6 protein-coding genes and 6 tRNA genes are annotated in these 8039 nt (G+C 40.4%); all 12 read left to right on the top strand.

All coding sequences use genetic code 11. The features are described from left to right. Nucleotides 1–94: 94 nt before the first annotated feature. The 12 genes from MBEAL2_RS12815 to MBEAL2_RS12760 all read left to right on the top strand — a co-directional run bounded on the left by MBEAL2_RS12815 (nt 95) and on the right by MBEAL2_RS12760 (nt 7975). A tRNA-Val gene (locus MBEAL2_RS12815) sits at nt 95–170 on the top strand. Nucleotides 171–194: 24 nt separating this feature from the next. Beyond that, nucleotides 195–270: transfer RNA gene (locus tag MBEAL2_RS12810), tRNA-Met, on the top strand. Nucleotides 271–273: 3 nt separating this feature from the next. Next, nucleotides 274–350, top strand: a tRNA-Arg gene (locus tag MBEAL2_RS12805). A 7-nt stretch (nt 351–357) separates the two neighbouring features. Then, a tRNA-Pro gene (locus MBEAL2_RS12800) sits at nt 358–434 on the top strand. A gap of 111 nt (nt 435–545) precedes the next feature. Then, a tRNA-Met gene (locus MBEAL2_RS12795) sits at nt 546–622 on the top strand. Between the two features lie 21 nt (nt 623–643). After that, nucleotides 644–735: transfer RNA gene (locus MBEAL2_RS12790), tRNA-Ser, on the top strand. 295 nt (nt 736–1030) lie between these two features. Next, a complete protein-coding gene (locus tag MBEAL2_RS12785; protein ID WP_047152680.1) occupies nt 1031–1810 on the top strand; it encodes a Cof-type HAD-IIB family hydrolase in 780 nt (259 codons plus the stop codon). Nucleotides 1811–1974: 164 nt separating this feature from the next. Then, a complete protein-coding gene (locus tag MBEAL2_RS12780; protein WP_047152679.1) occupies nt 1975–2982 on the top strand; it encodes a LacI family DNA-binding transcriptional regulator in 1008 nt (335 codons plus the stop codon). A 221-nt stretch (nt 2983–3203) separates the two neighbouring features. Beyond that, nucleotides 3204–4235, top strand: coding sequence for an inositol 2-dehydrogenase (gene iolG, locus MBEAL2_RS12775; protein ID WP_047152678.1), 1032 nt, complete (start codon nt 3204–3206; stop codon nt 4233–4235). A 196-nt stretch (nt 4236–4431) separates the two neighbouring features. Further along, on the top strand, nt 4432–5937 hold the full coding sequence (locus tag MBEAL2_RS12770; RefSeq protein WP_047152677.1) for a sugar ABC transporter ATP-binding protein: 1506 nt from the start codon (nt 4432–4434) through the stop codon (nt 5935–5937). Nucleotide 5938: 1 nt separating this feature from the next. Beyond that, entirely contained in the window at nt 5939–6928 is a 990-nt protein-coding gene (locus tag MBEAL2_RS12765; protein ID WP_047152676.1) for an ABC transporter permease, read from the top strand. A gap of 54 nt (nt 6929–6982) precedes the next feature. After that, nucleotides 6983–7975, top strand: coding sequence for a sugar ABC transporter substrate-binding protein (locus MBEAL2_RS12760; protein ID WP_047152675.1), 993 nt, complete (start codon nt 6983–6985; stop codon nt 7973–7975). The last annotated feature ends 64 nt before the right edge of the window (nt 7976–8039 follow it).

Raw genomic sequence — 8039 nt, 5'->3', positions numbered from 1 at the left:
AAAAAGAAGTGTTCCGTACTGTTTAGCCATTGGCTTTCTGTTCCGGAACCTTTTTTATGCCTTGGACCTGATACTAGTCCGTGTCCTGTATGTTGGAGGATTAGCTCAGCTGGGAGAGCATCTGCCTTACAAGCAGAGGGTCGGCGGTTCGATCCCGTCATCCTCCACCATATATTCTATACATTAATGATTGTCGCGGGGTGGAGCAGTTGGCAGCTCGTCGGGCTCATAACCCGAAGGTCGCAGGTTCAAGTCCTGCCCCCGCAACCATATGTGCCCGTAGCTCAATCGGATAGAGTGTCTGACTACGAATCAGAAGGTTGGGAGTTCGAGTCTCTCCGGGCACGCCATCATTATCGGGAAGTGGCTCAGCTTGGTAGAGCACCTGGTTTGGGACCAGGGGGTCGCAGGTTCAAATCCTGTCTTCCCGACCACTTCTACTTACATATCCTACGATGTCCGTTAGCCACCTGCGAGTTCGCGGGTTACAAAACAGAGGGGGGACGGCATAGGTGGGAGATGATTTCACTTTTCATTTTTCTTGTGGCGGTGTAGCTCAGCTGGCTAGAGCGTACGGTTCATACCCGTAAGGTCGGGGGTTCGATCCCCTTCGCCGCTACCATTGCCCCATTTCTGAAAAAACGGAGAAGTACCCAAGTGGCTATAAGGGGCTCCCCTGCTAAGGGAGTAGACGGGTTATACCGTGCGAGGGTTCGAATCCCTCCTTCTCCGCCATGCTGAGTATTATACTGATTCCATTTCATTACTCCGTACTAACTATATAAATTAACGAATCTAAGGGAATCCTGAATAAGGATTCCCTTTTTTATGTACGTCTAGAGTGGGTGTTATCAGCAGGAACAAGGCAATTGTTTTTTGGTATTCGATAATATCATTGTGTAAAAAGGATATATATTAGATGATAAAGAGACAAATAATTAAAGGTGCTAAATTTTAGTGAATTACGTTACACATAATAATTTACGTCATCACTGAATCAATTCCAATATATTAATAATAAGGTGGTAAAATGATGCAGCAAATAATCTTTTTCGATATAGACGGAACACTTTTTGACCATGATAAGCGATTGCCTCGTTCCACAAAACAGGCCATTCAATCGTTAAAAGAGAAAGGCCATGAAGTAGCTATCGCAACAGGACGCGCACCGTTCATGTTTGCAGACCTGCGTGAAGAGCTGGATATTCAAACTTTTGTAAGCTATAACGGTCAATATGTAGTTTTAAAAGGTGAAGTGATATATACCAATCCACTAAATAAAAAAGCCTTACAATCTTTAACTGATGCAGCTGTCTTAAATAACCATCCGATTGTCTACATGGACCATGAAGATATGAAGGCGAATGTCCCTCACCATCACTATATCGTCGAAAGCATCGATACATTAAAAATCGAAAAATTCCCAACACATAACCCCAATTACTTTAAAGAAAGAGAAATTTATCAGTCCTTATTATTTTGCCAAGAGAAACAGGAAGAATTTTATGAAAAGGAATTTAAACCATTTGATTTTATTCGTTGGCATCCCGTTTCTGTAGATGTGATTCCAGCTGGCGGTTCTAAGGCAAAAGGAATAGAAAAAATAACTGAAAAGCTGGGGGTTGGAAAAGAAAGTATTTTTGCCTTTGGCGATGGATTAAATGACGTTGATATGCTTAAAACTATAGACAATAGTATTGCTATGGGAAATGGTCATGTTTTGGCTAAAAAAGCTGCTAAGTACATAACTAAGTCTGTTGATGAGGATGGCATTTTACACGGTCTCAGGATGGTAGGTTTGTTAGACTAAACTAGCTAAATTCAATTAAGCTAGAAATAATTAGGTATTTCTTGAATTACTTTTAACGATTTAATTGGAATCAGTTACAGATGTTCCTTGAATCCATAATGGGAATTATGAATAGAATAATATATAATAATTTTAAGTTACTACGTAGAGAGAAATGGTGAGAGATGAAGCCGACAATTTATGATGTTGCCCGGGAAGCCGGGGTATCCATAGCTACCGTTTCCAAGGTGATAAATAAAGCAGGACGGATTAGTGATAAAACAAGGCAAAGAGTATATAAAATAATGGATGATCTTAATTATCAACCCAGCGTTGTGGCATCCGCGCTAACCGGAAAGAGAACAAATACACTAGGCCTTCTTATTCCGGATTTGGCAAATCCATTTTTTGCGGAAATCGCAAGAAGTATAGAGGATCGAGCTCAGGAGTTGGGCTATAGTGTTGTTATGTGTAGTACAGATAATAATACCAATAAGGAAAGAAAATATATTACTCTGTTAAGGCAAAAAAGTATTGACGGGTTTATTATGGCTTCGGGTGTTCAAGAGGAGAAAATTTTAAAGGAACTGATAGAGGAAAAGGTGCCCATTGCTCTTGTTTCACAAGAAATCCCCTCTCTTGGGATTGATAGTGTGACTGTTGACGACTTTTTAGGCGGATATGAAGTAACACAGCATCTCTTAAAGTTAGGTCACAAACAAATTGCCGTTCTTGCTCAAGATGAACGAAGCAGCAGAGAACGTGTGAGAGGGTATCGTCAGGCGTTAACGGATTCAGAATTAACTGTTGATGAATCTCTTATTTTAGTTGCTGATTCGATTACAAAAAATAACGATGTACGGGCAGGCCAACTGTTCGATCGGGAAGAGCGCCCTACAGCTATATTTGCATGCAATGATGTGTTGGCAATCAGTGCATTACAAGCAGCAAGAGAACGAGGTATTACTATACCAAATGAACTCTCTTTAGTTGGATTTGACAATACAATTATGGCCAGGATCGTTGATCCGCCCTTAACTTCAGTGGCACAGCCCATTCATGATATGGGCCGCCGGGTTGTAGATATTCTCGTATCCAAGGTTGAGGATGGTAATGCAATGAAACAGCGCATTGTATTGATGCCAGAGTTGATTATCCGCGGGTCAACATATCAGCTAAATGAAGAAGAGTAATTAGTTTTAAGCTATTCATTATGAATAGCTTTTTTTCATCCAATTCAATTATTCATTTTGCTTATTATTGATAGATAACTATTTCTTTATAAAATAGTAGTAAAAGCGCTTACTTATTTTTTAATTAAAATAAAATAAAATCTTGTAATGATTCAGAACATATATTAGAATAGATTTTAGTAAAGCGCTTAACCTAAAAATGTTTTGAGGGGAGTAAAGCTGTGAAGAAGATTACGTTAGGAATTATAGGTGGCGGAAGAATTGGCAAATTGCATGCGGAAAATTTAGTGCGGTTGCCGGAAATTGAAATTAAAACAATTTCTGATTTGTTTGCTGAACAAGTTAAGGAATGGGCAAATCATATAGGAATTCAGCATGTGACCAATGATTATAAAGAGGTTTTGCAAGACCCTGAAATTGATGCGGTTTTCGTATGCTCACCTACGGATACACATATTCAAATTATCATAGAGGCAGCGAAAGCGGGCAAACACATTTTTTGTGAAAAGCCAATAAGTTTTAATGTAAGCGAAAGCCTGAACGCTATTGAAGTTGTGAAGGAAACTGGGGTCAAGTTGCAGGTTGGATTTAATCGGAGATTTGATCATAACTTTAAGAAAGTCCGTGAAACGGTAGCGTCCGGAAAAATTGGTGACCCGCACATCATTAAAGTAACTTCCAGGGATCCACACCCTCCTCATGAAGAGTATATTAAAGGGTCCGGAGGATTATTTATTGATATGGCCATTCATGATTTTGATATTGCAAGGTTTGTATCGGGAAGTGATGTTGAAGAAGTCTATGTACAGGGAGCTGTCCTTGTTGATCCTGTCTTTGCAGCATATGGAGATATCGATACTGCCATCACCACATTGAGATTTACCAATGGAGCTATTGGCGTGATTGATAATAGCAGAAAAGCAGCCTATGGCTATGATCAGAGGGTAGAAGTGTTTGGCTCAAAGGGATCTGTTACAATTAAGAATGACCAACCGACGACGGCTGAAATCAGCACTGAAGAAGGGGTATACCAAGATAAGCCTAAGCATTTCTTTCTAGAAAGATACCAAGAAGCTTACATAGAAGAAGTGAAAATATTTGTAGATTGTGTTCTGAACGGGAAAGATGTTCCGGTAAATAGCAATGATGGTTTACAGGCCGAATTGATTGCGCATGCTGCTAAGAAATCATTGGAAGAAAAAAGACCGGTAAAAATTTCAGAGATAGTTGGAAACATTAAAATCAATGTTTAATTTTTGGATGAAAGGTAAAGCGCTTAATCTAAAAATAGTTCTTAATTCGGATAAATTATTAGCAGTGAAATGATAAAGGGTAAACAGGATGAAAATGCGTATGTCAAAAATTTGAAAGCGCTGCCTTTTTCTCATTTAATCTGATTAAGCGCTTTATCTGTTGAGATATAACTTGATTTAAAAGGGGGGATAACCCGTGAATGATGCAGAGAAAGTAATATTGCAACTTTCAAATATTAGTAAATCATTTTCTGGCCATCAGGTATTAAAAAATATTGATTTAGACGTAAAAGCTGGAGAGGTTCATGTATTGCTGGGGGAAAATGGGGCTGGAAAATCAACTCTGATTAAAATTATGACGGGCGCCTACACCAAGGATGAAGGGCAAATTCTGTGGCAAGGACAAAAGGTGGATATCAATGGTCCATCTGATGCAATGAATATAGGCATTGGGACAATTTATCAGGAGCTAAATCTTATTCCCGAATTATCAGTTTATGAAAATATGTTTCTTGGGCGAGAAATGAAGCACCAGGGCCTTGTTCCTTTTTTGAATCGAAAAGAAATGAAAAAGAAAGCGCTTGAATGCCTTCAACTGTTGGGTCAGGATATTAATCCTGATAGTAAAATATCGTCGTTGGGAATAGGTAAACAGCAACTGGTAGAAATTGCGAAGGCGTTAACCATGAATGCTAAATTAATTATTATGGATGAACCAACGGCAAGTTTAAGTGCGTCAGAAGTCGAACAGCTATTAAAGACAGTTGAACAACTGCGGGATCGTGGGATTGCAATCGTTTACATCTCCCATAAATTAGAGGAACTCAAGCGGATTGGGGACCGTATCACGATATTGCGTGATGGAGCTAAAATACAAACGCTACCGGTTAAAGAAACCAGTACAGATAAAATGATACAACTGATGGTTGGACGGGACCTGGATGAGAAATATCCAAAAGAATTGTTCACTCGTGGACAGGAAGGGCTGCGTGTAGAGAATCTCCGGTTAAAAGGAAGCAGCAAAGAAATTAGTTTCACAGCCTATCAGGGGGAAATCCTGGGGTTTTCAGGATTAGTCGGCGCAGGCCGAACTGAAGTGGCAAGAGGCATTTTTGGTGTAGATCCGATTGAATCTGGCAGAATATTCGTGTTTGGCCAAGAAGTTCGTATTAAGTCACCCAAGGATGCAATTAAAGCGGGGCTTGCTTTTATAACAGAAGACCGTAAAAGTGAGGGGCTTGTGCTTGATCAAAATCTTGAATTTAATATGAGTCTAGCTAGCCTTGCTCAATTTACGAAAGGGTTGTTCATTCAACCGAATGAGATGAAGAAGAAAGCGACCGATTATATCAATGAATTGCAGGTTCGTCCGGGTAATATTCAAAAACATGCACGTAAGTTAAGCGGTGGAAACCAGCAAAAAGTTGTGATCGCCAAATGGCTTGCAACAAATGCGAAAATATTTATTTTTGATGAACCGACTCGTGGGATTGATGTAGGTGCGAAGGTTGAAGTTTATCGTTTAATAAATTCTCTTGTACAGAACGGAGCTGTCGTCATTATCATTTCTTCGGAGTTGCCTGAAATTTTAGGTATTTGCGATCGGGTTCTTGTTATGAATGAAGGGGAAATTTCAGCTAATTTAAAGAGGGAAGAGGCAGATCAAGAAAAAATTATGGTAGCTGCTACAGGAGGGGAATAAAATGTCTGAAATTGCTTTAAATGAACAAGCGAAAACGGAAAAGAAAAGCGTATATAAAGAATGGGCAGGTAAATTTGGTGCGCTAATCGGTTTAATCTCTTTATGTGTGATTTTAACCATAGCTTCAGAACAATTTTTAACTATGAATAATATCATGAATATTGCTCGCCAATCTTCTATTAATGCACTGCTTGCGATAGGGATGCTGCTTCCGATTTTGACGGCAGGAATTGATTTATCAGTGGGTTCTATTTTGGGCCTAGCCATTATGACCATGGGTATCGTAGTAGTCAATGCGGGCATGAATCCTTTTCTTGGCATTGTCATGTGTCTTGCGGTTGGAGCCTTTTTGGGGTGGATGAATGGAATTATGCTCACAAAACTTCGTCTTCCGCATCCGTTTATTTCAACACTAGGTATGATGAATGTTGCCCGGGGACTCGCTTTGATTGTTACAGCCGCCGCCCCTATAGCCGGCTTCCCGGTTATGATTCAGTACCTTGGTAACTCATTTGTTGGACCGATTCCGATTAGCTTCCTTCTCGTTATTGCTGTGTATGTTGCCTTCCACTATTTGCTAACTCGAACCGCAATTGGGAGATACATTTATGCGGTTGGTGGAAATCCGGAAGCGGCACGTTTATCCGGAATCAATGTTGATAAAGTTCTTGTTATTGTTTACACCTTGAGTGGATTAATGGCAGGGTTAGCTGGACTCGTTATGGTAGGCCGTGTAAATTCCGCTTTCCCGCTTGCCGGTATAGGATACGAACTAGACGCTATTGCCGCATGTATTATTGGCGGAGCAAGCTTTCTGGGCGGTGTAGGTACGGTTTGGGGTACATTAATCGGCGCTTTAATTATTGCTGTATTACGAAACGGTCTAAACCTGTTAAATGTTTCTGCTGATTTGCAGATGGCATTAATTGGTCTTGTTATTATCGCCGCGGTTTATGTAGACGTAATACGGCAACGATCCTCTAAAAAATAAAAAGGATCGGTTACATTGGCTTTCTTAAACTTTAAAATATTAGGGGGACTACAAATGAAAAATGTAAAAAAAATTTTTATGGCTACTTCTGTTGTGAGCATGTTAATGGCTAGCGTTGTTGGTTGCAGCAGCGGTTCCTCACAACCAACGGCTAGTAAAGAAGCTGAAGCTCCGAAGGAAGGGGGCAAACCGAAAGTTGCTGTTGTGCTTAAAACGACAAGCAGTCAATACTGGAAATTTGTTGAAGCTGGCGCTAAGAAAGCATTCCAGGATCTTGGAGTGGAAGGGACTGTTGTTGGTCCTGCAGCTGAATCTCAAATCATGGAACAAGTGAACATGATGGAAGACGTGCTAAACCAAAAGCCAAGTGCTTTAGTCGTTGCACCAACTCAACCGGCAACAGCTATTCCTGTGTTTGAAAAATACAAACAGGCCGGCATCCCGGTACTACTTGTAGACACGGATGCGGACTGGGCAGACAAGACCTCCTTTATTGGAACTGACAATGCGACAGCTGGCAAAACAGGCGGGGAAGCCCTGGCTAAGATGCTGAAAAAAGGGGACAAAGTTGCTCTTATCGCAGGGGCACTCGGAAACCCTGCAACAGATCAGCGAATTAAGGGTGCTAAAGACGCTTTGACTGCAGCGGGTATGACAATTGTAGCGGAGCAGCCGGCAGATAGTGATAAAGCAAAAGCCATGACTGTTATGGAAAACATGCTCCAAACCACTCCGGATATTAAAGGGGTATTTTCTGCCAATGATGATATGGCTCTTGGTGCATTGAGGGCTATTGAAGCTAAGGGGTCAGATGTAAAAGTTATTGGTACGGATGGAACAATCGAAGCTGTAGAATCCGTTATTGCGGGCAAGCTTGCCGGTTCTGTAGCGCAAAGTCCTTATGATATGGGATATAAAGGCGTAGAAAATGCAATTAAAGCAATTAAAAAAGAAAATGTAGAGAAACGTATCGACAGTGGTGTTGATATGATTACAAAAGAAAACGCACAAAAGAAATTAGAATTCTTAAAATCGATTTCTAAATAGTCAAAATATAAAAACGGGTTTGGGTGTCTCACCCGTTTTTCTTGTTTTATTTAACACTTCTCTA

The organism is Aneurinibacillus tyrosinisolvens (assembly GCF_001015055.1).
Classification (GTDB): domain Bacteria; phylum Bacillota; class Bacilli; order Aneurinibacillales; family Aneurinibacillaceae; genus Aneurinibacillus_A; species Aneurinibacillus_A tyrosinisolvens.
This window is presented reverse-complemented; position numbering and strand designations above follow the sequence as displayed.

What these genes read in the sequence shown, in the direction of transcription:
- MBEAL2_RS12785 (WP_047152680.1), top strand. Translation starts at nt 1,031, where the DNA reads ATGATGCAGCAAATAATCTTTTTCGATATAGACGGAACACTTTTTGAC.
- MBEAL2_RS12780 (WP_047152679.1), top strand. Translation starts at nt 1,975, where the DNA reads ATGAAGCCGACAATTTATGATGTTGCCCGGGAAGCCGGGGTATCCATA.
- MBEAL2_RS12765 (WP_047152676.1), top strand. Translation starts at nt 5,939, where the DNA reads ATGTCTGAAATTGCTTTAAATGAACAAGCGAAAACGGAAAAGAAAAGC.
- MBEAL2_RS12760 (WP_047152675.1), top strand. Translation starts at nt 6,983, where the DNA reads ATGAAAAATGTAAAAAAAATTTTTATGGCTACTTCTGTTGTGAGCATG.